The following is a 25,316-nucleotide window of genomic DNA, read 5'->3' as shown; positions in this document are numbered from 1 at the left end:
GCCCGCCGGGGCCGGGAGACGAAGGCGGCATGTCGGTGCGAAACGCGCTGCTGGCCGTGCTCACCGAGGGCACCTGCTACGGCTACCAGCTGCGGACCGAGTTCGCGCGGCGGACGGGGACCTCGGTGCCGTTGAACGTCGGGCAGATCTACAACACGCTCGACCGGCTCGAGCGCGACGGGCTCGTGGTCAAGGGCGTTACGGACGATGCCGGGCACGTGCCGTACACGATCACGGCTGCGGGGCGGTCCGCGGTCGACGCGTGGCTCGCCGAGAGCGTCGACGGCGTCGCGGCGCGCGACGAGCTGCTGGTCAAGGTGACGCTCGCGCTCTCGCTGCCCGAGGCCGACGCGCGCGAGGTGGTGCGGATCCAGCGGGCGAGCTCGCGCGCGGAGGCCCGATCGCTCGCCCGGGACCGCGAGGACCTCGAGGCGCGCGAGGACGGCGGGCACCTGGCGCGGGTGCTGGCCCTCGAGGCGCAGGAGGCGCAGGTCGCCGCCCGGCTGGCCTGGCTCGACGCCGCGGAGAGCCGCATCGGCGCGGCTCGCGCATCGGGAGATCGGCCCGCGGGGCTGGCGGAGGCACCACGGCGCGGGAGGCCGTCCAGACGTCCGGAGGGGATCGGCGGCTGACCTAGTGCAGCAGCCCGCCGCCCTTGGCGAGCACGTTCTTCTCCCCTGCCTCGATGGGCACCGCGAAGCGGTTCTGCTTGGGCGGCATGGGGCAGTTGAAGTTGTAGCTGAATGCGCACGGCGGCAGGTAGGCGCGGTTGAAGTCCAGCGTGATGGTGCCGTCGGGCGACGGCGCGACCATGAGGAACCGCCCGACCCCGTAGGTGGACTCGCCGCTCGTCGCGTCCGAGAACACCAGCAGGAGCGCGCGGCCCTCGCGGAAGGCGGCGAGCGAGTAGTCGACCCCGTCCTTCGTGAAGGTGATCTCGCCGGGCACGATCTTGTCCTTGGTGGCGCCGTCGTCCTTGAGGTGCTCGAAGCCCATCGCGCGCCCGCCCTCGATGGGTGTGAAGTCCGCCTTCACGACCCACTCCTCGGAGTAGGGGAAGGCGTCGATGCCGCCGAAGTCGCGGATCGCCTCGGACTGCGCGTCCCAGACCCGGAGCGCGTACGTGCCCTCCTCGCTGGCGATGACGAACGCCGACACCGTGTCGCTGGCGACGACCGACGACGGCTGCGGGTCGTCGCGGCCGCGCACGACGGCTTCACCGTCGACCAGGACGCCGTCGACGTGCAGGCCGTCCGCGGCGGACGCGCGGACACGCAGGCCGGAGACCCCGGGCTCGAGGGGCGACCAGGTGCCCGGGATGCCGTACACGGGCTGCGGGTCGGCGTCGTGCGAGATCCACTGCGTGTTGACGAGCGCCAGGTTGCCCTGGGGCAGGACCACCATCTGCTCGCGGCGGGAGCGGTAGACCGCGAGCACCTCCGCGGGATCGGTGGGAGCGGGTGCGGCGGACGCGGCGGTGCCGGCGGGATCGGTCATGCCCCCATCCTCGCCGGAGGCGCGGCCCCGGCCAAGTCGGCGGCAGCGGTGCGTGCCCGACGGCGGGCGGGGTTCCCCGCAGAGCACGGCGGGCGTACGGTCGGTCCATGAGCACAGATCACGAGAGCACCTCGACCGACGACGACGGCACGACGACGCACACCGAGGAGCACGTCGAGCAGTCCTCGTCCTCGGTCACGACGGAGAGCGGCTCGGACGGGTCGACCCCGGACGGCTCGGGCAGCAACACGGGCGAGGGCGACGACCACGACGGCGACGTCGCCTCCGGCGGCTGATCCTCCCCCACGACGCACCGCGACGCCCGGCCCCCTAGGGGGCCGGGCGTCGTCATGTCCGGGTGCGTGTCACTTCGCCTGGGCGTAGTCGTCGACCACCGCGATCGTGACGGGGAAGTCGACGGGCGCGTCGCCGAAGAGGAGGCGCCCGGCCTCCGCGGCGGCGTCGGCGACCGCGACGCGGACCTCGTCGACGCGGTCGTCGGGCGCATGGACCATGACCTCGTCGTGCAGGAAGAACACGAGGTGCGGACGCGAGCCGGGGCGCTCCATGGCGGCGAGCCGACGTCGCAGCCCGGCCAGCCAGCAGAGGGCCCACTCGGCGGCGCTGCCCTGGACGACGAAGTTGCGGGTGAAGCGCCCCTGGTCGCGCGCGGAGGTGCGCGCCCGCGCCGCGTCGGCGGCCGAGGCCTCGCCCGCGCGGCCGGTCTGCTGCACGTCGCGCCACGCGTCACCGGGAGGCGGGGACGACCGCCCCAGGCGCGTGCTGACCACGCCGCCGCTCTCTCCCGCGCGCGCCGCCTGCTCGACGTAGCCCGTGGCGCGGGGATACGCGCGGACGAGGCGCGGCATCAGCCGCCCGCTCTCCCCCGAGGTCGCTCCGTACATGGCGCCGAGCATCGCGACCTTGGCGTGCGCACGGGTGTCCACGACGCCGGCGTCGACGAGGCCCTGGTAGAGGTCGGTGCCCCGGCCCGCGTCCGCCATGGCGCGGTCCTCCGCCAGGGCGGCAAGGACGCGCGGCTCGAGCTGCGCCGCGTCGGCGACCACGAGCCTCCACCCGGGATCGGCGCGCACGGCCGACCGGATCTGTCGCGGGAGCTGCAGCGCGCCCCCGCCGCTCGCCGCCCAGCGGCCGGTGACGACGCCGCCCGGCACGTACTCGGGGTGGAAGCGGCCGTCGCGGATCCACGACTCCATCCAGGTCCAGCCGTTGGCGGTGAGGAGCCGCGACAGCTTCTTGTGCTCCAGGAGCGGCGCGATGACCGGGTGGTCGATCTCCTGCAGCTCCCACTGCCGCGTGCTCGTGGCGTCGATGCCGGCGCGCCGCAGGGCGCGCAGCACGTCCGGCGGGCTGTCGACGTTGAGCTCGGGGGCGCGCAGGATCTCCCGGATGCGCGCCGCGAGCGCGACGAGGGCCGGCGGTGCCCCGCCGTGCGCAGGCCGGCCGCCGAGCAGGTCGACGAGGAGCGCGTCGTGCACGGCGGTGTCCCAGGGCAGGCCGTCGGCCGACATCTCGGCGGCGACGAGGGCGCCGGCGGACTCGGCGGCGAGGAGGAGGCGCAGGCGGCCAGGCGCGGCGCTGCCCGCCACCGCCTCGAGCTGCAGGCGGAACTCGGCCACGAGCTCGTCCGGCGAGCGTCCCTCCGGCGCGTCGAGGTCGTCGAAGAGGGTGGCGCCCGCGGTCCGGTCGCGCTCCACCGGTGCGGGGCGATCCCACGGGCCGAGCGGCCCGCGGGCGAGGGCGCTGTCGGCCGCCGCGGTCGACAGGCGCAGTATCGCGTGGCAGAGGCGGAGGTCGTGGCACCGTGCGACGCGGACGCCCGCCGCGAGGAGGGGGCGCGCCCAGACTGCGGTGTCGTCCCACACCCATCGGGGCGACGGAGTGACGCGCTCGCGGGCGGCGGCGACCGCGGGCCACTCCTTGGACGCGACGTCCTGCACGCGGGAGACCGCGCCTCCCGCGTCGAGGTCGACGAGCCGCACGCCAGCGGGCGTCCTCGCGACCAGGATGTGCATGACCTCATCATCCCGCCATCGTCCGACGCCGAAGGGCGGGTCGGCCGCGGAGCGGCTCCTCCCCAGGGCGTCATGCAGGGAAACACCGGGGGCGAATCTCCCCGCATCCCCCATCGCGCGTCATTCACCCGCTAGGGTTGCTCACAAGTCGTCAGGTCCAGACGATCCGCCCGGTCCGCCGGAGGGATCACGAGGAGCAGACGGCCCGCGGTCCCGGGTCCCGGGATCGATGCATCTCTTTTGAAGGAAATTTCGTCATGGCAACAGGCACCGTCAAGTGGTTCAACGCTGAAAAGGGCTTCGGCTTCATCGCTCCCGACAACGGAACCGCGGATGTGTTCGCTCACTACTCCGCGATCGCGACGGGCGGCTACAAGTCGCTCGACGAGAACCAGAAGGTGGAGTTCGAGGTCGCCCAGGGCCCCAAGGGTCCCCAGGCTGAGAACATCCGCCCGCTCTAACGCCACCCGCTCACCACTGGTGAGCGACGCACGCTGAGCTTCCGAGGACGGCTCCGACCATGTGGTCGGGGCCGTCTTCCATTTAACGCCACGCCACGCCACGCCACGCCACGCCACGCCCCGCGTGCGGGAGCATGGACCGTGCCCTCCTACCGCATCACGATGACCGTCGGTCGCCTCCGACCCGGCGTCGATCCCACCGAGGTCCTCCCCGCTGCCGCCGCCGAGGCGTCCCGGGTCGCGACGCTCGAGGCGAACGACCTCCAGGTGGTCCGCGGGGAGCCCCGGCTCACCGTGCGGTTCACGGCGGAGGACGACCCGGCTGCCGAACGCGTCGCCGGCCAGGTGCGCGCCCGCACCGCCCAGCTCCTCGACGTGGAGCGCACAACCATCACCCGGAGGGACGGCGGCGCCTGGATCCGCGTCTGAGCCCCCACCGGCTGTCCGCTGCGGGTGCCTCGACGTCCCCCGGAGGCCGTGCCGCCGGGGATCGGCAGGAACGCCTGTAGTCTCGTGTCCGAGAGCCGACGGTGACTCTGGGGGACGCACCATCGGCTTGGGGGGACGATGATCGAACAGCAGGCGACGCACGACGACGCACGGGCCGCATCGGCTCCACGAGGACGCATGCGCGGCAGCGGCGCAGACGCATCCGGCAGGATGTCGGGGCCGGAGACCGAGCGCACCCACTCCCGGGCGCACGAGTGGCGCCGCACCTACGCCTTCGGCCTCGTGATCACCGACCTCCTCGTCCTCATCTGGGTCGTCTTCGGCGTGCAGATCGCCTGGTTCGGGGTCTCCACCTCGGACGTCGCCTTCAACGGCGACGTCGAGGGCGTCACCGTCAGCTACTCGCTCATCTCGCTCGTCATCATCGCCAGCTGGATGCTCGCTCTCGGCCTCCACGGCACGCGCAGCTACCGCGTCCTCGGCACCGGGCCCCAGGAGTACCGCCTCATCCTCAGCGCGACCGTACGCCTGTTCGGGCTCGTCGCCATCGTCGCGTTCCTCGGCCGGATCGAGTTCGCGCGCGGCTACATCATCATCGCGCTGCCGCTCGGACTGGTGACGCTCGTGCTGAGCCGCTGGATGTGGCGGCAGTGGCTCAACGTGCAGCGCACCAAGGGCCGCTACTCCTCCCGGGTCCTCCTCATCGGATCCGAGGCCTCCACCGGCTTCCTCGCCCGGGAACTGGCACGGCAGCCGTACGCCGGCTACCTCGTGGTCGGGGCGTGCATCCCGTCCGGCGTCATCGCCGCGACGCTGCCCGGCACCGGGATCCCCGTGCTCGGCAAGCTCGACGACCTCCAGGCCGCCATGCGCGCCGTGGACGCGGACACGATCGTCATCGCGAGCAACGACGAGCTCTCGGCCGAGCGGATCCGCGAGCTGAGCTGGTCGCTCGAGCCCGGCCGTCAGCACCTCGTCGTCGCCCCCAGCCTCACCGACATCGGCGGTCCCCGCATCCACACGCGGCCCGTGGCCGGCCTGCCGCTGATCCACGTGGAGACGCCGCGCTACGAGGGCACCAAGCTGTTCGCGAAGCGCGCCTTCGACCTCCTGGCGAGCGTGGTGATCCTCGTCCTCGCCTCTCCCCTGCTCCTCGCGATCGCCCTGGCCATCCGCCTCAGCACGTCGGGTCCGGTGCTGTTCCGCCAGGAGCGCGTCGGCATCAACGGCCGCCCGTTCCAGATGCTCAAGTTCCGCACGATGGTGACGGACGCCGAGTCGCGCCTCCGGGAGCTCCAGGAGGAGGCGCGGGACGCCGGCAACTCCGTGCTGTTCAAGATGAAGGACGATCCGCGCGTGACCCCGGTCGGGCGCTTCCTGCGTCGCTACAGCCTCGACGAGCTCATGCAGCTCGTGAACGTGCTCAACGGCAGCATGTCGCTCGTGGGTCCGCGCCCGCCGCTCGCCCGCGAGGTCGAGTCGTACGAGTCGAAGGTGCACCGGCGCTTCCTCGTGAAGCCCGGCATCACCGGGCTCTGGCAGGTGAGCGGCCGCTCGAACCTCTCGTGGGAGGACAGCGTGCGACTCGACCTGTACTACGTGGAGAACTGGTCGATCGTGGGCGACCTGGTCATCCTGTGGAAGACGGCACGGGCCGTGCTGCGACGCGAGGGGGCGTACTGATGGACGACCGGAGCCGCTCCGCGGCATGGCTCGAGCGAGCGGCGGGAGCTCGCGTCATCTCCGCCCGCCCGCGTGGCCAGATCCAGGGCCGCGGTGCCGGCATTGAATGGCGAGTCCGCTGATGGCACAGCTCGTCCTCCTCGCCTCAGCTCTTCTCCTGCTCCTCGTCCCCACCTCCGGGCCACGCCTGCGCGGTGCCTGGAAGTCGCCCTACTACCTCTGGGTCGTCGCGGGCTTCGGCTTACCGGGTCTCCTTCGCGTGACCGAGCTCACCCAGGACGGCACGGGCTCCGTGAACGAGCTGCTCTCGCTCGTCAGGTACGTCCCCATGCTCGTCCTCGGTGCGGTGATCGGCATCCGCAGCCTCGTGCGGGGGAAGCTCTACGGGGGTCATCTGCTCCTCCTGCTTGCGATCTGCATACCGATCGCCTTCGCCTCCAGCGAGAGCTCGCCGACCCCGTTCGTGGCCGCCTTCGCCTTCTTGCCCGCACTGGCGGTGGACCGCGAACCCATGGACGTGCGCCTGCTCATCCTCGCGGCGGTGCATTCGCTCAAGGGGATCGTGTTGCTCACCGCGTTCTATGGGGCCAGCGGAGCGATCATCGGCGCCTGCCGGCTGGACAAGTGCTCGCTCTGGGGCCAGCAGCTCGGGGAGCTGGGCTCCGGCAACGCGCTCGGTGTCGCGATCGCGGTGCTCGTCTTCCCCATCGTGTTGATCGCCAAGAGGAATGCATGGGCGATCATCGCGGTGGTCTGCTCCGGTCTGCTCGTGGATCTGTGCAGCAGCCGCTCCGCTCTGATCATCTGGATCTTCGCGGCCGTCGCCGCCCTCCTCATCCGCACGACCGAGAGGATGCGCACCCGCGTGCGCATCCGCCTCGTCAGCGCGGTCACGAGCGTGACCGCACTGATCGTCGCCGGGGTCGCCGTCGCCCCTTGGAGCCCGGACGCCTTCACCGACCGCGGGGTGCTCTGGATCCGAGCACAGGAGATCATCCTCGAGAACCCCCTCCTCGGGGTCGGATCGACGTTCTGGGTCCGGCAGCCCCCGACGACCGCGCTGCTCGCCAACTACAGCACGCACAACCTCGCCCTCGAGGTCGTCCTCTCGACGGGTCTGCTCGGCGCGCTGGCGCTCATCGGGGCGGTGGTGCTGTGTGCCCGCCGGGCGACGCCGGATGCGAAGATCGTCGGCCTCGGGTTCGCCGTCGTGTGGCTGGCAGGCGGCATCACGGAGGTGACGAGCGCTCCCGGCCGTCTCTACCTGATCCCGGCCCTCCTGCCGCTGGTGTTGATGATGCTGAACGCGCGAGGTGAGACGTCGCCGGATCCCGTGTCGCCGGAGCTGACGGAGCAGACGATTCGATCGCCCCAGATCCCTAGCCCGTCGTCGCCGGCTGTGCCGGGGAGCCAGCGCGCGCGGATGCGCTGACCGGCAGCAAGGTCCCGACCACCAGCGCGGCGGCCTCTCGACGTCGCGGTCGTGGTCCGGGATCCGACGGAGACGTGGTCAGACGCCTCGAGTAGCCGAGGTGAGCGTCATCCGGGGGTCCGGACGGCTCCGTCAATCCGCCTAGCGCTCCGGGAAGGCTGCGGAGCCTGAGACGTCCAGGTACGCGCGGGCCGTGGCCGTGATGCTGAACTCGGCACGGACACGCTCGGCGATCGCACTCGCCTCGCGAAGGGCCTTCGGATAGTCCTCGACCGCACGCCGGAGCGCAGCCTGCGCGGAGGCATGGTCTCCCGGGCTGAACGTCTCGACGGACATGAAGCTCGGCAGGGTCGCGGCCACGTCCGTGCTGCAGACAACGGGCAGTCCGACCGCCGCCGCCTCGAGCACGCCGATGCTGTGGGCCTCGCGGCTCGACGGGTGGAAGTAGAGATCAGCGGCGGCGAGATCGGTCCCGACGTCCGCCGACGGTCCGAGGAGGAGGTGGGACAGCCCTCGGGAGCGTGCGTCGGACAGGAACCGGGCGACGCGGGCGTCGGACTCGAGGATCGGCCCCGCCCACGAGAAGCGCAAGTCCGGATCGATCGACGCGAACGCGTCCACGACCTGCAACCACAGCTCGGGCTCCTTCTGGCTCGCCACACGGGCCATGGTGATCACCCGGGTCGGCCTGTCGGGCCTGTCGGCCTTGCGCGGCAGGTCGTCGCTGACGCCGTTGGGGATGAGGACCGGCCGCGCGCGTCCGGGGAAGTGCGCCGTGTACTCGTCCACCTGCTTACGACTCACGGCGATGACGGTCCGTGCACGGCTCCGGCTCCGCGACTCCGCGGCCCTCAGCAGTCGGGACGCGAAGTCGTCCGTCGCGCTGTGCAGGACCGTCAGCAGAGGTGTGCGCCGCGGAGCGACGAAGCTCGCGTAGAGGTTTGGAAGAGCGGAATGGCTGACCACGAGGTCCGGGCGCATCTCGCGGATCATCCGTCGCAGCCTGGCGATGCGGGCGATCCTGCCTGTCGACGCGTCGGGCGGATCGAGGTAGACCACCTCGCCCGTGTGGCCGAGACGCTCCCACTCGGTGGCGAGCGCCGCCGCCAAGGTCTCGGCTCCGCCGATCTGAGGACGGAGCAGCAGCTGCAAGATGTTCACGATCGGCCTCCGTAACCGCGGGTCCGCTTCGCGCCGCCGCGGGTCAGCATGAGCAGCAGGACGAGCATGCAGGCCTGCGAGACGACGAACGCGAAGGCGGCGCCCACCGAGCCGTACATCGAGGCCAGGACGGCGACGAGGACGAGCTGCACGGCGACCAGGGAGAGCGTGACGAACGAGACGGCGCGGTCCCGTCCGAGGCTCTGCAGGAAGACGGCGAGGGGCTGGTTCGCGATCGCGAACAGGGTCCCGAAGGCCAGGACGCGGAGCACCGTTGCCGACTCGGCGTAGGCGTCGCCGACGAGCACGTCAACGAAGATCGGGGCGCCGATGATGACGACCACGCACGCCACCAACGCCATGGCGGGGAGCCAAAGCGCCTTCTTCACGTGCGGCCAGGCAGCGCTCCAGGACTGCGCACGTGCGACGACCGGGACCGCTGCCGAGGCGAAGGCGGATACCGCGAGGCCCATCGGCTGCGTCCATCTGTTGACCGCGCCGTAGATGCCCGCGGCGGCTGGGCCGGCCACGGCCGACATGATCGCCACGTCGAGGACCTGCGATGTGGCGGCCATTGAGCTCAGCCCGTAGAAGCCCGAGCCGCGCCAGGGTGAGCGGCGGAGATCGGGCGACACCAGGAGCCGCGAGCGCTGCGGGATGAAGCCCACGAGGAAGAGCGTGCCGCCGATCGAGCCGCAGACGAGCGCCAGCCACAGGGATGCGGCGCCGTCCGCCCCGATGAGGACGCCGGCGAACAGCACGAGCAGGCCCACCACGCGGTCGACGATGAGGGACAGCGCGACGACGCCGATGCGCGAGTGGGCGCGGAGCGGGACCTGCGCCGTCTGCGAGACCAGCAGGAACATGGCGATGGGAGCGGCCGTCCACAGCCAGGGGTTCGGCGAGAGGAGGTACAGGAGCACGCCGCCCACGGCGAAGGCCGCCATGGCGATGAGGACCTTGGCCAGGGCGCGGCGTGCGAGGTCGCGCGTGGGCAGGGCACCCTTCGCCGTCTCCCGGATCCAGAGCGAGTTGGTACCGAAGTCGAGGATGCCCACGGCGCTCGTGGCGATGGCGATGGCCGTCACGACCTGACCGAAGTCGGTGGGGCCGCTGACGCGCGCCGCGAACAGGTAGATGAGCGCGGTGAGGACCTGCGCACCGGCGGTGGCGCCCGCGAGGAACGTGGCCTGGCGGCCGAGCCCGCCGGAGGGCGCGGGGGTGGCGTCCGTCACAGGAGCGCCGACGTGAAGCGGGCGGTGCCCATGTCGGGGACGGGGGCCGGACCGACCGCCGCGACGGCGTGTTCCATGGCGTCCGCCAACGCGCCAACCTCGAGGGGCGTCCAGGTCGCGTGGTCCGGGATGGCCTGCGCGTCACGACGGAGGCTCGATGCCCCGGACACGATCAGGCGCGTGCCCGACACGACGGCCTTGCCGAGGATGCCGCTCGGGCCCTCGTTGGAGTGCGCGAGGACGACGCAGTCCACGGCGGCGATCGCGGCGTCGAGCTCCACGTCCTCGAGCATGCGGTCGACCACCACCACGTGCGCGCCGCGTCGGCGCGCCTCGGCCAGGTGGGGCTCCGCCTCGGCGAGCTGGTCCTCGACGATCCGGCCGCCGACGAGGAGCCCCGTGCCGTCGCCGGCGACGCGCGCGAACGCCTCGGCGACCAGCGGCAGGTTCTTGCGGGAGGAGATCGCGCCGACGACGGCGAACCACCGGCGGTCGGGCTCGAGATCCCAACCCGCCCGGACGCCGGCGACGTCCTGCGGCCCGGCCGCCAGCGTGACGGGATCCTGGGCGACGGGGAAGCGGGAGCGACCGGCCCACACGGACGACTTGAGGACCGTGATCCTCGTGGACGGGCGGAGGGCGGCCAGCGTCATGGTGGCGAGCTTCATCGCCTGACGCGCGAGCGCCTTGGGGGCCTGTCCGCGCCCCACGACCGGCTCGCGCATCACGAGCGCGGTGACGTGCGGGAGGCGACGCCCGCGCCGCGTCAGCAGGTGCACCAGGTGGAGGTCGCCGTCCGGGATCACGATGCGGTGCGCTCCCGTGCTGCGGGCCACGCGGGTCGCGGATGCCACGTCGGCGCGGGGCACCTCCACGACGGAGAAGCCCGACGGGAGCCCGTCGAGGAACTCGGCGGCCTGGGGGCTGTCCCTCTCCCCGGCCCTGGTCACGAGGACGGCACGCCGGCCCTCGGCGACGATCGCCTCCGCGAGGAGGCGGACGTAGTAGAAGCGGTGGCCGTCGCCGTTGCCCTCGAGGACGACCACGGGGGCATCACCGGCGGCGGGTCCTGATGGAGCGGCGCTCATGCGCGCCGACCCCGCGCGGGGGTCGCCGTGCGCCCGCGATCGCGTCCCGACGGCAGCGCCGGGCATCCCCACTCCCCCATGCGACTCCGTCCCCTTCCGACGTCGGCCGCGCGGTCCGACCGCACGACGAGACCAGTATGGCGGACCGCGTCGTGACGCCCGTCCGCTCGACGTCGTGCTCCGGCGCGGGCTGCACGGAGGCGGATCCCGGTACTAGCCTGAGTGAGGGGGCGGTTGCGCCAGGGGACGGGTACAGGTACCGGCCATGGTCAGCCGGGCGGCATCGGGGGATGTCGTCGCAGGAGATGCTCCCCGGATCGTCATCTGGGGGGAATGATGCGAGACGCCACATCCACGAACGACGCCGCCACGACCGGGAGCGCGCCGTGAACCGCCGGGTGGCGATCACCCAGCCGTACATCCCGGGGTACCGCGAGCGGCTGTGGTCGCTGGTCATCGAGGAGCTCCGCGCAGCCGAGGTGGACTGCCGCGTGTTCTACGGCGGCGACCGCGAGCAGGAGCGCGACATCGCGGCCCGGGGCGACGGCATCCAGCCCGGGTGGGCGAGCCGCGTCGCCGCATGCACGCTGCGACCCGTGCGCTCCATCCCGAAGTTCGTGTTCCGTCGGCTCCCGCGCACCTGGCGAGGACGCGACGCGCTGCTGGTGACCGAGATGCAGGGCACGAACCTCAACGCCTGGCTGCGCGCCGGGTTGCGGCGGCCGTACATCACGCTCGGTCACGGGGTCTCGGACACGACGACCCGCTCGCCGCTCGCCGATGCAGCGGAGAACCTCCTGAACTCCCGTGCGACGCGGGCGCTGACCTACACCGAGCGGGGGCGACGCCACGTGCTCGCGTCCACGCGCCTGCGCGACGACCAGGTGGCGGCGTTCCGCAACTCGACCGACACGTCGCGGCTGCAGCGCGCGATGGACGAGGTCACGCCCGCGGACCTGACCGCGTTCCGGGAGCGCCACGGCATCCCCGACGATGCGCGCGTCTCGCTGTACCTCGGCGCGCTGAACCGCTTCAAGGCCGTCGACCTCCTGGTGGACGCCGCGCGGATCGTGTTCGCCGCGGATCCATCGCAGTGGCTCGTGGTCGCCGGCGACGGGGAGTCGCGGGCGCTCGTGGAGGAGCTGGCCCGCGACACGGGGCGCGTCGTGCTCCTCGGCCAGTCGGGACCCGCGGACTACGCGGCGGCCGCCACCATGTCGCGCACGCTCGTGAACCCGGGCCGGGTCGGGCTCGTCGCCGTGGACGCCCTGGTGATGGGCCTCGGGATCGTCACGACGTCGGGCGCGGAGCACGGTCCGGAGGTCGAGTACCTCCGGCCCGGCATCGACGTCGTCGAGGTGCCCGCGACGCCGGAGGCCTACGCCCGCGCCTGGACGGACGGCGCCGAGCGCACGGAGGCGCCGCCCGCCGAGCACCCCACGATCGAGGCGGCGGCCCACACCATCAGCGCCACGATCCTGGACGCGCTCGACGAGCGGTAGCGCACCCGGGAGAGGGCCAGGGCGGGGAAGCCCCGCCCACCTACACTTCAGTCACCGCGCGGTTCCCGCCGTCCCGCCCGAGGACGGGGCCGCCGCGGGTCCGTCATGAGGGAGAGCAGTGGAGCAGGACGACGCCCGTGCGCGGGACCTACCGGTCACCGTCGTACCCGAGGACAGCCACGGACGTCGTCGCGTGACCCGGGGGTCCGGGCGATGAGGATCGTGCAGTTCGTCTCGTACGTCTCCGCGGACGGCGCGTTCGGCGGACCCGTCGCGGTGGCGGTCGCGCAGGCGCGCGAGCTGGCGCGGCGCGGACACGACGTCGTCCTCCTCGCGGGATGGGACGGGGTCGCCGAGCTCCGGATCCCGGGGGTCCGGGTCGTGCTCGCCCGCGTCCAGCGCCTCCCCGGCCTCGGCTTCAGCGGCCTGCGCTCCCGCGGTGCGCTGTCCTGGCTGGCTGAGAACGCGCCCGGCGTCGACGTGCTGCACGTGCACGCCGGCCGCCACCTGCTCGACCTCGAGGTGGCGCTCACGGCCCGTCGCCTCGGCGTCCGCTACGTCATGCAGACGCACGGCATGGTGATGCCGGGCGGGGCCCTGCCCATGCTCGTGGACCGCACCATGACGGCCCGCGCCATCGCCGGCGCCGCCGCCGTGCTGGCGCTGACCGACGAGGAGGAGCGCGGGCTGCGGGAGCAGTTCCCGGGCGCCGCGGTCTCCCGGATCCGCAACGGCATCGAGGAGCGGGGTGACGCCCCGCCGGTCGTCGGCGACGACCGCGGCCAGGAGGTCCTGTTCGTGGCGCGCCTGCATCCGCGGAAGCGGGTCATGGCGTTCGCCGAGATGGCCGCGCTCGTCAGCCGAGCGCATCCGGATGCGCGCTTCGTGGTCGTGGGCCCCGACGAGGGCGACCTGCCGGCGCTGAGGGAGTTCATGGCCGAGCACCCCGACGTGCCGCTCTCCTACGACGGCCCCCTCGCCCCGGGCGAGGTGACGGGACGGCTCGCCAGCGCGGCCGTCTACGTGCTGCCGAGCCTCCGCGAGGTCTTCCCGATGACCGTGCTCGAGGCGCTCTCCGTCGGCACGCCCGTCGTGCTGACCGAGGACTGCGGGATCTCCGACGAGCTCCGCGTCCGCGAGGCCGCCCTCGTCACCGACGGCTCCCCCGACGACCTGGCGCGGGCCGTCGGCGCGATCCTGTCCGACGGCGACCTGCGCGACCGGCTCGACAGCGGCATGCGCCTGGCCCTCGCGGAGGCCTTCTCCATCCGCGCGACGGCCGACGCGCTCCTCCGTCGGTACCAGGCGGGGACGGACGCCGGATCCCGCCCGTCGATCGTGTGGCTGACCAACGTGGCGCCGCCGTACCGCGTCCCCGTGTGGGACGCGCTCGCCCGGGATGCCGACCTCGAGGTCTGGCTCCTCGAGACCGACGCGCGGCTGCGACGCGACGACAACAACCGCGGCGACGACTGGACCGCGGGCGGCCGCCAGGCGGAGTACACGATGCGGTTCCTGCGGAGCCGGGTGATCCGCCGCGGCGAGGCGCGCCACTACGTGACGGCGTGGATCCGCCCGACCGCCCTCCGGGGCACGGACGCCATCCTCATCGGCGGGTGGGACTCCCCCGCCTTCTGGGTCGCCTCGTGGTCCGCGAAGATCGCCGGCGTGCGGCGTGTGGGCTTCTACGAGTCGCACCGGCTCTCGCAGCGGCACACGCGCGGCCCCATCGCCCGCATCCGGCGCGCGTTCTTCGCGGGCATGGACGAGATCGTCGTCCCGGGCGTCGCGGCCCGCGACGCGCTCGTCGCCGAGGGCGTCGATCCCCGGCGCATCCGCCTGGGGTTCAACGCGGTGGACGTCGAGGGGATCCACGCCCGCACGCGCGCCGTCCTCGCCCGCGTCGGCTCCCCCGTGGGACCTGTCGGCCGGCGCCTGCTGTGCGTCGGCCAGCTGATCCACCGCAAGAACGTCCCGTCCCTGATCGAGGCACTGGCTGCGCCGGAGCTCGCGGGGTGCACGCTCACCATCGTCGGCACGGGCCCGGATCGGGCGCCGCTCGAGGGCCTCGTCGCCCGGCTAGGCCTGGGTGCGCGGATCCGCTTCACCGGGTACGTGCCGACGTCCGGCCTCCCGGAGCTCTTCGCCGACCACGACGTGCTCGTGCACCCGGCGCTGCAGGAGGTGTGGGGCCTGACGGTCAACGAGGCCCTCGCCGCGGGCCTCAGCGTCGTGGTCGGGGAGCACGCGGGCGTCACTCCGTCCGTCCGGGGGATGCCTGGGGTCGTGACGACGGGCGTGACCGTCCCGGAGCTCCGTCGGGCGATCTCCGCCGCGGTGCCGGCGACACGCATCGACGAGCCCGAGATCCTGGCGCACACGCCCGAGGCGTTCGCAGCGACCTTCCGTCAGGCGCTGCTCCCGGACGACGCGCCCTCCGTCTGACTCGGGGTCAGGAGCGGTCGCCGAAGCGCGAGCCGACCACCGCGCCGTCGGGACCCGAGACGATGGCGCCGTCGGGCACGCGGCCCTGGACGACGGTCATCGGGCGGGCGAGCGCCGAGCGGCCCACGTGCGCGCCGCCGAGGACCAGGCAGCGCGAGGTGATCCACGCTCCCGGCTCGATGACGATGGGGCGCGTGAGCAGGGCCATGTCCCGGCGGTGCGCGTGGCTGCCCGTGGTCAGCATCGTCTCCTGGGAGAGGACGACGTCGTGGCCGACCGTGATGAGGTCCTGGTTGTGGAACCAGACTCCCTCGCCGATCCAGGAGCGGTCGCCGATGCGGAGCTTCCACGGGAACTTGACCCGTGTGCGCGGCCGGAAGACCACGCCCTCGCCGATCTCGGCGCCGAACGCGCGCAGCGCACGGACGCGCAGCGACGAGCTGATCTGCCACGGGTTCGTCACGAGCAGCAGCTCGACGGCGGCCCACAGGTACACGGTGCGCTTCGGCCGGTCCCACGCCTGGTGCTCGCCGGGTGCGCGGGAGAGGTCGATGACCGGGACGTCGGTCGCCTCCTCGGGCGACGCGGTCACGCGGGGACCCCGGCGCCGAGCGCCAGCGCCTGCGCGAAGCGCACATAGCGGGCGTGGGCGCTCACGGGCGAGTAGCGGTTCTGGAACATCCGCTGGGCGGCCGTGGTGAGGTGCGCGGCCCGCTCGGCGTCGCAGCGCAGGTCCTGCGCCGCCTGCAGCAGCCGCTCCGGATCCCCCGGCGGGATGATCGCCGCGGCGCCGTGCTCGCGCACGACGCTCTCGGTGATGCCGCCTTCCTCGACGGCCGCGATGATGGGCCGCTTGGAGCTCGTGTACGAGGTGAGCTTCGACGGCATGCTCATCTCGCGCACGCCGGGCTTCTCGTTGAGCAGGAGCGCGTCGGCCGCGGCCAGCGCGTACGGGTAGTCGTCGCCGTCGAGCGGCGGGATGAAGCGGAGGGAGCGGATCCCCGCGCCCTGCTCCTCGAGCGCGGCGCGCTGGTTGCCGTCGCCGACGAGCACGAACTCGATGCCGAGGTCGCGCGTGTCCGACAGGCGCGCCGCCTCGACGACCGACTCGAGCCCCTGCTTCATGCCCATGTTGCCGGTGTGCACGACCGTGAAGGCGTCGGGGGTCCAGCCGAGCCGGGCGCGGGCGGCGGTGGTGGAGACGTCCACCGGGGTGATGTGCGTGAAGTTCGGGAGGCCGGAGATGCACCGCTCGTCGATGCCCTGGCCGGCGAGCAGGTCGCCGAAGCGGGGCGTGATGACGCCGATCCGGTCGGCGCGACGCAGCAGCGCGTACTCCCCCGAGGCGATGAGGCGGGAGGCGCGGCCGCCCGTGGTGCCGGACTCGCCCGCCGCGTTGCCCGTGAGGTCCTGCACGAGCACCCCGAACGGGCGTCGGCCGTGGCCGAGCGCGCCCGCCGCGAGGCCGGCCAGGGACGGCGTCACCGCGATGACGATGTCGCTCGTGTCGCGGCGCACCTCGCGGAGCGCTCCGCGGAGGAAGCTGGCCTCGAGCTTGGCGCGGCCGGCGAGGTCGGGCGTCTCCGGGATGGTGTGCCGGACGCGCGTGATGCGGACGCCGTCGCGCATCTCCTCCCACCGCCTGCCCTCGGCGTACGCCTGGTCCTGCAGCTTCCACTGCGGGTAGTGCGGGATGCCGGTGATCACGTGCACGGTCGCCCCGGCGTCCGTGAGCGCCTCCGCCATCGCGGTCGTGTACGGCGCGATCCCCGTGGTCTCCGGCCAGTAGTTGATGCCGACCAGGCAGACCGTCAGGCCCCCCAGGTCCGGCGCCGCATGCGTGCGCGTGCCGTCGGTCGTGCTCAGTTCCCCCATGGGGCCATTCTGACGCCTCGGCCGCCGGATGTCGTCCCCGCACCGCGCGGGTGCGTACCCCGATTGCCGCCACGCGGTCTCCGCAGGCTAGATTCGAGCGACGGCCTGCGCCGGGCGCGTGCCCCGCCGCCGTCATCACGCATGAGAATCTGGGGGGATCCATGGTCAAGAAGGCCTTCATCACCGGCATCACGGGGCAGGACGGCTCGTACCTCGCGGAGCTGCTGCTCGGCAAGGGCTACGAGGTCCACGGCCTCATCCGCCGCTCGTCGACGTTCAACACGTCGCGCATCGACCACCTCTACCAGGACCCGCATGAAGACGGCGCGCAGCTGTTCCTCCACTACGGCGACCTGAGCGACGGCTCGCGCCTCACGACGCTGATGATGCAGATCCAGCCCGACGAGGTCTACAACCTGGCCGCGCAGTCGCACGTGCGGGTGTCGTTCGACGAGCCCGAGCACACGGCCGACACCACCGGCACCGGCACGATCCGCCTGCTCGAGGCCGTGCGCCTCTCGGGCATCGAGACGCGCTTCTACCAGGCCTCCTCGAGCGAGCTCTACGGGGCCACTCCCCCGCCGCAGAGCGAGACCACGCCGTTCTACCCGCGCTCGCCCTACGGCGCGGCGAAGCTCTACAGCTTCTGGATCACGAAGAACTACCGCGAGGCGTACGACATGTTCGCGGTCAACGGCATCCTCTTCAACCACGAGTCCCCGCGCCGCGGCGAGACGTTCGTGACCCGCAAGATCACGCGCGCGGTCGCCGCCATCAAGGCCGGCAAGCAGGACCACGTCTACCTCGGCAACCTCGACAGCATCCGCGACTGGGGCTACGCCGCCGAGTACGTCGAGGGCATGTGGCGCATGCTGCAGGCCGACGAGCCCGACGACTTCGTGCTCGCGACGGGCGGGAACTTCACCGTGCGCGACTTCCTCGAGACCGCGTTCTCGCACGCCGGGCTCGACTGGTCCGAGCACGTGCGCTTCGACCCGCGCTACCTGCGCCCCACCGAGGTCGACGCGCTCGTCGGCGACGCGACGAAGGCGCACGAGAAGCTCGGCTGGAAGGCCACGGTCGACACCACGATGCTCGCCCGCATCATGGTCGATGCCGACATCGCCGCGCTCGAGGCCGAGGGGCGCCCGTGGATCGACACGGTGCGCCTCGCGAGCTGGGGCACGGCCGAGCCGACCGCGGACGAGGCGTGACCGCGCCCGCCGCGTCCGGCCGGGACGAGCGCGACGCCGTCTCCTTCACGCCGGCGCCGCTCGACCGCTCCGCGCGCATCTACGTCGCCGGCCACCGCGGGCTCGTGGGGTCGGCCATCGTCCGGCGCCTCGAGGCCGAGGGCTTCACCGACATCGTCAGCCGCACCTCCGCGGAGCTCGACCTCAAGGACCGCGACGCCGTGTTCGCGTTCTTCGCGTCCGAGCGGCCCGTGCACGTCGTGCTCGCGGCGGCCAAGGTCGGCGGGATCCTCGCGAACAGCACGTACCCGGTCGACTTCCTGAGCGACAACCTGCGGATCCAGGTCAACGTGCTCGACGCGGCGCTCGCGCACGGCGTCGACCGGCTGCTCTTCCTCGGATCCTCCTGCATCTACCCGAAGCTCGCGCCGCAGCCCATCACGGAGGACAGCCTCCTCACCGGGCACCTCGAGCCGACCAACGACGCGTACGCGATCGCGAAGATCGCGGGCATCATGCAGATCCAGGCGGTGCGCCGCCAGTACGGCCTGCCGTGGATCTCGGCCATGCCCACCAACCTCTACGGCCCCGGCGACAACTTCTCGCCGCAGGGCTCGCACGTGCTCCCGGCGCTCATCCGCCGCTACGACGAGGCGCGCGCGTCCGGCGCCGAGTCGGTCACGAACTGGGGCACGGGCACGCCCCGGCGCGAGTTCCTCCATGTCGACGACATGGCGGCCGCGTGCCTCCACCTGATGGAGCACTACGACGGCCCCGAGCAGGTCAACGTCGGCACCGGGAGCGACGTCACGATCCGCGAGATCGCGGAGACCATCGCGCGCGTCGTGGGCTTCGAGGGTCGCACCGAGTGGGACACGACGAAGCCCGACGGCACGCCGCAGAAGCTGCTCGACGTGTCGAAGCTCGCCGACGCGGGGTGGACGGCCTCCATCGGCCTCGACGAGGGGCTCCGCTCCACGGTCGAGTGGTACCGCGAGCACATCACGACGCTGCGCGAGTAGTCGCTCCGCCTGATCGATCCGACGGCCGTCGCGCACCCGCGCGGCGGCCGTCGTCGGTCCCGGGCGTCGCGGCCCGCGAGCCCTCCGGGGTCAGGCGCCGTCGGCGGCGCGCTCGAGCGCCCGGATGTCGAGGCGGCCCATCGCGAGCATCGCCTGCTGCGCACGGGCGGCGCGCTCCGGGTCGGGGTCGCCGAGGAGAGCGGGCAGGACGGTCGGCACGACCTGCCAGGAGACGCCGAACGGATCCCGCAGCCAGCCGCACCTGCCCTCCTCGCCGCCGTCGGCGACGAGCGCGTCCCAGATCCGGTCGAGCTCCGCCTGCGTCGCCACCGGCACCGACAGGGAGAACGCGGGCGTCTGCGGGAAGCCGGGGCCGCCGTCGAAGAGGATCACGCGCAGGCCGCCGAGCTCCACGGTGGCCGACCGCACGGGCCCGTCCCCGTCGGGGACGTCGATGGTGCGGGAGTCCGGCAGCGCCGACGCATAGAGGGCGGCGGCCTCCCGGACGCGTCCGTCGAGCCAGATGAACGGGGTGATGGCCTGCATGACGTCCTCGTCTCGCGTCGGGAGGCCAGCGTACCGCCGGCCCGGGCGGATCAGGCGGCGACGGACGCGAGCGCCTCGTCGAGCATCTGCCGGAAGGCGGGCGTGATGACCGACGCGTACTGCGGGGTCGTGTGCACGCTGTCGCGCTTCACGGGCGTGCTGCCGACGAACGAGGGGCACTCCTCCTGCCAGCAGAACAGCGACGAGGTGTCCACGTAGGCCACGCCGAGCGCGGTGGCGGCGTCGCGCTGGGCACGGTCCCCCACCTTCCAGGCACCCGGGACGGACGCCTGGCAGTCGGCGGGCGTCGAGACCTTGGTGGCGCAGGTCTCGAGCGGCTGGCCCACGGGCGGCGAGGAGACGAGGACGACCTGGCCCACGCTGTCGCGCACCTTGCCGACCGTGCTCTGCACGCCCGCCGACCACTCGGTCACGGCGTCGTCGCCCGTGGCCTTCGAGGCGAGCTTCAGGACCTGGCCGTAGCTGTTGCTGACGAACAGCATCTCCGGCTCCTCCTCCTGGATCGCGGCGACGGCGGCGTCCCGGAAGGCCAGGCAGCCGGAGCGGGTGGTCGTGTCCGGGAAGTCCCAGTCGACGTCCATCACGGCGCAGCCGGCGTAGGTGAGGCCGCGGATGTGGTGGGTCGCCTCGAACAGCGCCCGCACGGTCGGCAGCAGGGTGATGCCGGTCGAGTCGCCGAGCACCATGATCGTGGGCTTCCTGCTGTCGCCGAAGGAGCAGGAGCGGGGGTTCCCGATGTCGGTGCGACCGCAGCCCTGGCCGTCCTCGACGGGGACGGCGCTCTTCTCCAGGCCGTCGATCGCCGGGTCGAGCGCCGGCCAGCTGGTCGCGGAGAGGGCGTCGCGGATCTGGCCCTGGAGCGCGCCGAGGTCGCCGTCGGCGAGGACGGCGGTGTCCGCGGGATCCTCCGCGCCCGGGGACGCGGCGGGGCCCGTGGCGATCCGCGACGCCTCCTGGATCTGCTGCTGCCGCACGACCGCGAGGCTGATGAACGTCACCGTCAGGAGCGCCGCCGTGCCGAGCGCCGCGACCTTCGTGCCGGTCGACGCGCCGAACCCCGGGCGGCGACGCGCGCGCCGCTTCCTCCGGCGCTCGGCGGCTCCGGGCTCCAGCCAGTGCGAGCGGCGGATCGGGTCCTCGAGGCCGTGGTACGAGAGCACGGAGAGGCCGAGGGTGAGCACCAGCACGATGATCGGGTAGCCGAGGCCCGCGGTGTCGCTGACGGCGGCGAGGATCACGATGACCGGGAAGTGCCAGAGGTACAGCGAGTAGGAGATGTCGCCGAGGTATCGGGAGACCGGGTTGGTGAGCGGCCAGAGGAAGCGCTGGGCGCCGCCCGTGCCGCCGGCGATGACGAGCGCGGCGCCCAGGACGGGGATCGCGGAGCCGGGTGCGGGGATCGGCGACGCGCTGCTGAGCGCGAACAGGCCGTAGGCGATGACCGCGAGGCCCGCGTAGGCGATGACCGGACGGGCGGCGTCCGGGATGCGGCGGAGCAGCGGCGTCGCGACCGCGAGGAGCGCGCCGATGCCGAGCTCCCACGCCCGGGAGAACGTGGAGAAGTAGGCGACGGCCGCGTCGCCCGCGGTGTCGGCCATGGCCCACGCGAACGAGCCGACGGTGACGACCAGGAGGATCGCGGTGAGCATCCCCCGGTAGCGGCCGGGCCCGCGGAACCGGAGCGAGAGCGCGAGGCCGAGCGCGAGGAGGATCGGCCAGACGACGTAGAACTGCTCCTCGACGCCGAGCGACCAGTAGTGCTGCACGGGCGAGACGGCGCTGTCCGCGGCCCAGTAGTCGGTGTCGGTCGCGGCGAAGCGCCAGTTGGCGACGAAGAGGAAGGCGGCGACGCTGTCCCACGCGATGGCGGACGCGCGGCCGGAGAGGAACACCATCCAGCTGGCGAGCACGGTGACGAGGAGCACGGCGGTCGAGGCCGGGAGGATGCGCTTCACGCGCTTGCGGTAGAAGTCGCGGAACGAGATCCGGCCGCGCCTGTCGTGCTGGCGCAGCAGCAGCGACGTGATGATGAAGCCCGAGATCACGAAGAAGACGTCGACGCCGAGGAAGCCGCCGGACGGCCAGGCGAGCAGGTGGTCGAGGATCACGGCGACGACCGCGAGCGCGCGCAGGCCCTGGATGTCGCCGCGGAACGAGCTCGTACGGGATCCCTCCGGCGCCACCGCGGTGGATCGGCTCGGGCGGCTGGGGCGGGTGCTGGTCATCGTGTCCTCGCGGGTGGGCGGCGGTGCGCGCGCGTGCGCTCGGCACGGCGGCGGGCGGCCGGCGACGGCTGGCCGGCTGCGGTCGGCGGCACCGAGGGCCCCGCGACCGGGATATTTCTCCGCCTATGGTAATCGAGCGGACATCGCCGTGGCGGTCGGGACGCGGCCGTGCTAAGACGGGGCGCACCCCAGTCCGAGGGGGGCGCGACGCGCGAGGAGTAGGGCGGACGGGACTTGAACCCGTGACCGGCGGATTATGAGTCCGATGCTCTGACCAGCTGAGCTACCGCCCCGAGGTGACGGGCTAGACGGCGCCGGAGCCGTCCGCGTGCCCGCGGGCCTCGTCCGTGACCGAGGCGGTCACGGACTCGCCACGATACAGGCTCTCGAACGTCGAGATCGTGCGCTGGATGTCGTGGGTGGCGACGACCGCGAGGCTCTCCCGCTTCATGAGCTGGAGCTCCTCCTCGGGCAGCTCCAGCACCCGCTGCAGCTTCGCGGCGAGGTCGTCGACGTCGCCCGGACGGAAGAGGTAGCCGTTCTCGCCGTCGTGCACGAGGTGCGGGAGCGCCATGGCGTCGGCCGCGACCACCGGCAGCGCCGACGCCATGGCCTCCATCGTGACGATGGACTGCAGCTCGGCGATGCTCGGCATCGCGAGGACCGTGGCCCGCGTGTACGCGCGGCGCAGCTCCTCGTCGGAGACGTAGCCCGTGAACGTGGTGCGGTCGGCGATGCCGAGCTCGGCGGCGAGCCGCTCGAGCGCGCCCTTCTGATCTCCCCCGCCGACGATCTCGAGTTCCGCGTCGAGCGACGCCGGCAGCTTCGCGAACGCGCGGAGCAGCACGTCGATCTGCTTCTCCCCCGTCACCCGGCCGACGAACACGATGCGGTTGCGGGTGCGCGGCGAGAAGTCGGGCGTGTAGTTGCCGGCGTCGATGCCGCAGGAGATCGCGATGACGCCCTCGAGGCCCGTGTAGCGCTCGAGGAACTGCGCCGCGCGCCGCGTGGGCGTGGTGACGGCCTCGGCGCGCCCGAAGGTGCGGCGCGCGGCCCGCCAGGCGGCCTTGATGGCCTTGTCCTGCCACGCGACCGGCAGCAGGGTGTGCTGGAGCATGTTCTCCGGCATGAAGTGGTTGGTGCCGATGATGCGGATCCCGCGCTTCGCGGCCTCGATGCTGAGGCCGCGGCCCGTGACGATGTGGGACTGGAAGTGGACGACGTCCGGCTGCACCGCGTCGAGGATCCGGGCGCTGTTCTGGTTGATCGTCCACGGCAGCGCGAACCGCAGCCAGTCGTGCGGGTACCAGCGCCAGCTGCGCAGGCGGTGGGCCGTGACCTCCTGGCCGTCGTGGACCTCGGTCCACGTGCCGTGCTTGCGGCTCGGCGCCGGGGCGACGATGTGCACCTCGTGACCGCGGCGGACGAGCCCTCCCGCGAGGCGCTCGGCGAAGCGCGCCGCCCCGTTCACGTCCGGCGGGAACGTGTCCGCGCCGATGAGGATGCGCAGCGGGCGGCCGGTGGTCGCGGGCTCGGGCGGGGTGTGCCCTGAGGTGTTCGGCAAGAAGTGTCTCTCCAGTGCTGTCGGCGTCCGGTGCGCGTCACGTCGTTCCCGGTGGCGCGGGCCGGGTGTCGCAGAGCAACGTATCGCACGCTCACGGACGCGCCCCGACGGCGCACCGGCCGGCCGCGAGCCCGCCCGACCGGCTCGCGGCGGGGAGGTCAGGCGACGTGCGGGTGGTGCTTCGCGAGCTGGAACACCCCGGCGACGGCCACGGCACCCGCGACGAGGAAGGCCACCCCGGCGTAGAACGGCGCGTCGGCCGCCTCTCCCAGCACGGTGACGCCGATGCAGACGGCGACGAGCGGGTCGACGACCGTGAGGCCCGCGATGACGAGGTCGGGCGGGCCCGAGGAGTACGCGGTCTGCACGAAGTAGGCGCCGAGGAGGGTGGCGGCGACGAGGGCGACGATGCACACCGCCGTCAGCACGTCGAACGCGCCCGTGGTGAGCCGGTTGATGACCACCTTGGCGAGCGTCGCGACGAAGCCGTAGAGCACGCCCGCGCTGATGATGTAGAAGATCGCGCGCACGTGACGGCGGAAGTAGAGGAAGAGGCCGCCGAGGAGGGCGAGGACGAGCCCCAGGATCACGAGGATCGTGACGAGCTCGGGCGTGCGGATGGGCGTCTCCTTCGCGAAGACGGCCGCGAAGATCACGAAGAGGCCGACGCCGCCGATGCAGAGCGCGACCGCGCGCTTGGCCTTGAGGTCGAGCCGTGTGCCGGTGGCGCGCGAGTTGAGGATCGCCGTGACGACGAGGGCCACGGCGCCGAGCGGCTGGACGACGATGAGCGGCGCGAGGCGCAGGCTCACGAGCTGGAACACGATGGCGAGGCCGAGCATGACGGTGCCCGCGACCCAGGACGGCCGGCCGAGGAGCGCGCCGAGCTGGCGGAGGCTGAGGCCCGACGTGCTCTTCTTCCCGCGCGCCTCCATCTTCGCGACGCCCTGCGACTGCAGCTGCGCGCCGAGGGACAGGAACACGGCGCCCACGAGCGCGATCGGGATGCCCAGCGCCTGGTACGGGGTCAGCGAAGCGGCCTGGAGGACGGGGCTGGCATCGAGGGGCACGACCCGACCCTACCCGGCGGCCCGCCTATCATCGGCAGCATGGCCGTCCTCCCCATCCGGATCACCGGAGACCCCGTCCTGCACGCCCCGGCCCGCGAGGTGGAGGCGTTCGACGACGACCTGCGCGCCCTCGTCGCCGACATGTACGACACCATGGACGAGGCGCCGGGCGTCGGACTCGCTGCCCCGCAGGTGGGCCTGCCGCTGCGCGTGTTCGTCTACTCGTACGAGACCGACGAGGGCGAGCCGCTGCGCGGGGTGGCCGTGAACCCGGAGCTCTTCATCACGCCCGTGCCCGTGCGCGAGGCCGACGAGGACACCGAGGAGGAGGGCTGCCTGTCGTTCCCCGGCGAGCGGTTCCCGCTGGTGCGCGCGGAGCGGGCGATCCTCCGGGCCCGGGATCTCGACGGGACGCCCTTCGAGATCGAGGCGTCCGGGTGGTTCGCCCGCATCCTGCAGCACGAGTACGACCACCTCGAGGGGTGCCTCTACACGGACCGGCTCGCGCACGAGCACCGGAAGCCGGTCGCCAAGGTCATCCGCAAGAGCGGGTGGGGCGTGCCGGGCAGCTCGTGGCTGCCGGGGCGCGACCACCTGGAGGACTAGGCGTGTCGGCGGCGGGCGGGCGACGTGCGCCGACCTGCCGCCGTCGTGCGCCCGTGACGGGCGCACGGGCCAAAGGAAAAGGCCCCGCGGGTGGAGCCGCGAGGCCTTCGCTCCCCGAGTTGGACTCGAACCAACAACCTGCCGGTTAACAGCCGGCTGCTCTGCCAATTGAGCTATCGAGGATCACGTGGAGCAACCTGGAAA

Annotated in this window: 22 protein-coding genes and 2 tRNA genes; 11 read left to right on the top strand and 13 right to left on the bottom strand. The window is 72.8% G+C overall.

Annotated elements, in window-relative coordinates:
* The first annotated feature begins 29 nt into the window (after positions 1 to 29).
* The gene (locus AES38_RS07755) at positions 30 to 632 is read left to right on the top strand and encodes a PadR family transcriptional regulator (protein WP_053774485.1); all 603 of its coding nucleotides are present in this window, start codon (positions 30 to 32) and stop codon (positions 630 to 632) included.
* Between the two features lies 1 nt (position 633).
* On the opposite strand, the gene AES38_RS07750 is transcribed toward AES38_RS07755, so the two are convergent.
* Positions 634 to 1,497, bottom strand: a complete 864-nt coding sequence (locus AES38_RS07750) for a DUF1684 domain-containing protein (RefSeq protein WP_053774484.1) — start codon at positions 1,495 to 1,497, stop codon at positions 634 to 636.
* Positions 1,498 to 1,604: 107 nt separating this feature from the next.
* On the opposite strand from AES38_RS07750, the gene AES38_RS15835 reads away from it, so the two are divergent.
* Positions 1,605 to 1,793, top strand: coding sequence for a hypothetical protein (locus AES38_RS15835; RefSeq protein WP_053774483.1), 189 nt, complete (start codon positions 1,605 to 1,607; stop codon positions 1,791 to 1,793).
* A gap of 69 nt (positions 1,794 to 1,862) precedes the next feature.
* Here the strand turns inward: AES38_RS15835 and AES38_RS07740 are convergent, their stop codons facing one another.
* Positions 1,863 to 3,533: a bifunctional 3'-5' exonuclease/DNA polymerase gene (locus AES38_RS07740; RefSeq protein WP_053774482.1), complete on the bottom strand. Its 1,671-nt coding sequence runs from the start codon at positions 3,531 to 3,533 to the stop codon at positions 1,863 to 1,865.
* Positions 3,534 to 3,790: 257 nt separating this feature from the next.
* Here AES38_RS07740 and AES38_RS07735 point away from each other — a divergent pair, with 257 nt between their 5' ends.
* The 4 genes from AES38_RS07735 to AES38_RS07720 all read left to right on the top strand — a co-directional run bounded on the left by AES38_RS07735 (position 3,791) and on the right by AES38_RS07720 (position 7,559).
* Positions 3,791 to 3,994, top strand: coding sequence for a cold-shock protein (locus tag AES38_RS07735; RefSeq protein WP_012038298.1), 204 nt, complete (start codon positions 3,791 to 3,793; stop codon positions 3,992 to 3,994).
* Positions 3,995 to 4,135: 141 nt separating this feature from the next.
* Positions 4,136 to 4,423 (top strand): hypothetical protein, encoded by a 288-nt coding sequence (locus AES38_RS07730; RefSeq protein ID WP_053774481.1) that lies wholly within the window; start codon positions 4,136 to 4,138, stop codon positions 4,421 to 4,423.
* Between the two features lie 231 nt (positions 4,424 to 4,654).
* The gene (locus AES38_RS07725) at positions 4,655 to 6,127 is read left to right on the top strand and encodes a sugar transferase (RefSeq protein ID WP_167441206.1); all 1,473 of its coding nucleotides are present in this window, start codon (positions 4,655 to 4,657) and stop codon (positions 6,125 to 6,127) included.
* A gap of 328 nt (positions 6,128 to 6,455) precedes the next feature.
* The gene (locus AES38_RS07720; RefSeq protein WP_157883516.1) at positions 6,456 to 7,559 is read left to right on the top strand and encodes an O-antigen ligase family protein; all 1,104 of its coding nucleotides are present in this window, start codon (positions 6,456 to 6,458) and stop codon (positions 7,557 to 7,559) included.
* Between the two features lie 141 nt (positions 7,560 to 7,700).
* On the opposite strand, the gene AES38_RS07715 is transcribed toward AES38_RS07720, so the two are convergent.
* From AES38_RS07715 to AES38_RS07705, 3 genes are read right to left on the bottom strand one after another with little or no spacing between them, the layout of a single operon-like run.
* Positions 7,701 to 8,720, bottom strand: a complete 1,020-nt coding sequence (locus AES38_RS07715; RefSeq protein ID WP_053774478.1) for a glycosyltransferase family 4 protein — start codon at positions 8,718 to 8,720, stop codon at positions 7,701 to 7,703.
* Entirely contained in the window at positions 8,717 to 9,955 is a 1,239-nt protein-coding gene (locus AES38_RS07710) for an oligosaccharide flippase family protein (RefSeq protein ID WP_053774477.1), read from the bottom strand. The genes AES38_RS07715 and AES38_RS07710 overlap by 4 nt, the downstream gene beginning before the upstream one ends.
* A complete protein-coding gene (locus AES38_RS07705) occupies positions 9,952 to 11,001 on the bottom strand; it encodes a glycosyltransferase family protein (protein WP_053774476.1) in 1,050 nt (349 codons plus the stop codon). Before AES38_RS07705 ends, AES38_RS07710 begins: the two co-directional genes overlap by 4 nt.
* A 440-nt stretch (positions 11,002 to 11,441) precedes the next feature.
* Here AES38_RS07705 and AES38_RS15830 point away from each other — a divergent pair, with 440 nt between their 5' ends.
* On the top strand, positions 11,442 to 12,545 hold the full coding sequence (locus tag AES38_RS15830; RefSeq protein WP_162232637.1) for a glycosyltransferase: 1,104 nt from the start codon (positions 11,442 to 11,444) through the stop codon (positions 12,543 to 12,545).
* A gap of 213 nt (positions 12,546 to 12,758) precedes the next feature.
* Positions 12,759 to 14,990, top strand: a complete 2,232-nt coding sequence (locus tag AES38_RS07695; RefSeq protein ID WP_162232636.1) for a glycosyltransferase — start codon at positions 12,759 to 12,761, stop codon at positions 14,988 to 14,990.
* A 7-nt stretch (positions 14,991 to 14,997) separates the two neighbouring features.
* Here AES38_RS07695 and AES38_RS07690 read toward each other — a convergent pair whose 3' ends face one another.
* Positions 14,998 to 15,582 carry an LbetaH domain-containing protein gene (locus tag AES38_RS07690; RefSeq protein ID WP_053774473.1) on the bottom strand — a complete coding sequence of 195 codons (585 nt, stop codon included), beginning with the start codon at positions 15,580 to 15,582 and terminating at the stop codon, positions 14,998 to 15,000.
* Complete coding sequence (locus tag AES38_RS07685; RefSeq protein WP_053774472.1) at positions 15,579 to 16,865, bottom strand: glycosyltransferase family 4 protein; 1,287 nt, start codon at positions 16,863 to 16,865, stop codon at positions 15,579 to 15,581. Before AES38_RS07685 ends, AES38_RS07690 begins: the two co-directional genes overlap by 4 nt.
* Before the next feature lie 161 nt (positions 16,866 to 17,026).
* Here AES38_RS07685 and gmd point away from each other — a divergent pair, with 161 nt between their 5' ends.
* Both gmd and AES38_RS07675 read left to right on the top strand, forming a co-directional pair.
* The gene (gmd, locus tag AES38_RS07680; protein WP_053774471.1) at positions 17,027 to 18,079 is read left to right on the top strand and encodes a GDP-mannose 4,6-dehydratase; all 1,053 of its coding nucleotides are present in this window, start codon (positions 17,027 to 17,029) and stop codon (positions 18,077 to 18,079) included.
* Positions 18,076 to 19,080 carry a GDP-L-fucose synthase family protein gene (locus AES38_RS07675; RefSeq protein ID WP_053774470.1) on the top strand — a complete coding sequence of 335 codons (1,005 nt, stop codon included), beginning with the start codon at positions 18,076 to 18,078 and terminating at the stop codon, positions 19,078 to 19,080. The genes gmd and AES38_RS07675 overlap by 4 nt, the downstream gene beginning before the upstream one ends.
* A 90-nt stretch (positions 19,081 to 19,170) precedes the next feature.
* Here AES38_RS07675 and AES38_RS07670 read toward each other — a convergent pair whose 3' ends face one another.
* The 5 genes from AES38_RS07670 to AES38_RS07650 form a co-directional block, all read right to left on the bottom strand.
* The gene (locus AES38_RS07670) at positions 19,171 to 19,626 is read right to left on the bottom strand and encodes a VOC family protein (protein WP_053774469.1); all 456 of its coding nucleotides are present in this window, start codon (positions 19,624 to 19,626) and stop codon (positions 19,171 to 19,173) included.
* A 50-nt stretch (positions 19,627 to 19,676) separates the two neighbouring features.
* Complete coding sequence (locus tag AES38_RS07665; protein ID WP_053774468.1) at positions 19,677 to 21,872, bottom strand: acyltransferase family protein; 2,196 nt, start codon at positions 21,870 to 21,872, stop codon at positions 19,677 to 19,679.
* Positions 21,873 to 22,091: 219 nt separating this feature from the next.
* Positions 22,092 to 22,165, bottom strand: a tRNA-Ile gene (locus AES38_RS07660).
* A gap of 11 nt (positions 22,166 to 22,176) precedes the next feature.
* Positions 22,177 to 23,436 (bottom strand): glycosyltransferase, encoded by a 1,260-nt coding sequence (locus AES38_RS07655; protein ID WP_053774467.1) that lies wholly within the window; start codon positions 23,434 to 23,436, stop codon positions 22,177 to 22,179.
* Positions 23,437 to 23,594: 158 nt separating this feature from the next.
* Positions 23,595 to 24,506, bottom strand: coding sequence for a DMT family transporter (locus tag AES38_RS07650; protein WP_053774466.1), 912 nt, complete (start codon positions 24,504 to 24,506; stop codon positions 23,595 to 23,597).
* Positions 24,507 to 24,545: 39 nt separating this feature from the next.
* Here AES38_RS07650 and def point away from each other — a divergent pair, with 39 nt between their 5' ends.
* On the top strand, positions 24,546 to 25,112 hold the full coding sequence (def, locus tag AES38_RS07645) for a peptide deformylase (RefSeq protein ID WP_053774465.1): 567 nt from the start codon (positions 24,546 to 24,548) through the stop codon (positions 25,110 to 25,112).
* Between the two features lie 110 nt (positions 25,113 to 25,222).
* Here the strand turns inward: def and AES38_RS07640 are convergent.
* Positions 25,223 to 25,295 (bottom strand) — tRNA-Asn (locus AES38_RS07640).
* Positions 25,296 to 25,316 lie beyond the last annotated feature (21 nt).

This window comes from Clavibacter capsici, assembly GCF_001280205.1.
GTDB lineage: Bacteria > Actinomycetota > Actinomycetes > Actinomycetales > Microbacteriaceae > Clavibacter > Clavibacter capsici.
The sequence above is the reverse complement of the archived record's forward strand: the minus strand, read 5'-3'. Positions and strand labels throughout refer to the sequence as shown.